Origin of the sequence: Escherichia sp. AM3 (assembly GCF_032029835.1) — a bacterium.
Classification (GTDB): Bacteria; Pseudomonadota; Gammaproteobacteria; order Enterobacterales; family Enterobacteriaceae; genus Escherichia; species Escherichia coli.
Genome location: NZ_JAVUPQ010000722.1, coordinates 1 through 338 on the forward strand (window position 1 = coordinate 1; position 338 = coordinate 338).

1 pseudogene is annotated in these 338 nt (G+C 51.8%); it reads right to left on the reverse strand.

Annotated features, from left to right (window positions below):
• Positions 1-338: pseudogene (locus RTW80_RS28070) on the reverse strand (DNA primase); the annotation flags it as partial.

Here is a 338-nt window from a genome sequence, read left to right on the forward strand (position 1 = left end):
CTCATTCACGCTCAAACATTTCCCCTTTCCTGGGTATGCCAAGAAGGCCAGATCGACACGGTAAAGGCTGTTTCTGGTCGTGTACTTCACGGTGTCACCACCACCGCCCATCATTAGCCCACGAGCTTCCTCCAGAAACTCCAGCGCCGCGCAAAGCTCAACAACCGGATCCGTTTGCTGCTTTATTGCCAGAGCTTCATCACCGTCACGCTGTTCCAGTAATAAAGCCCGTGCCTTTTCAGGGTCAGCAAAATGAGCCAGCAAGCGGCGGATAATTACGGGGATTTCTGCCGCTATCTTTTCCGGTAATTCCTTGTCTTTTTCGTCCTCCCTTACAA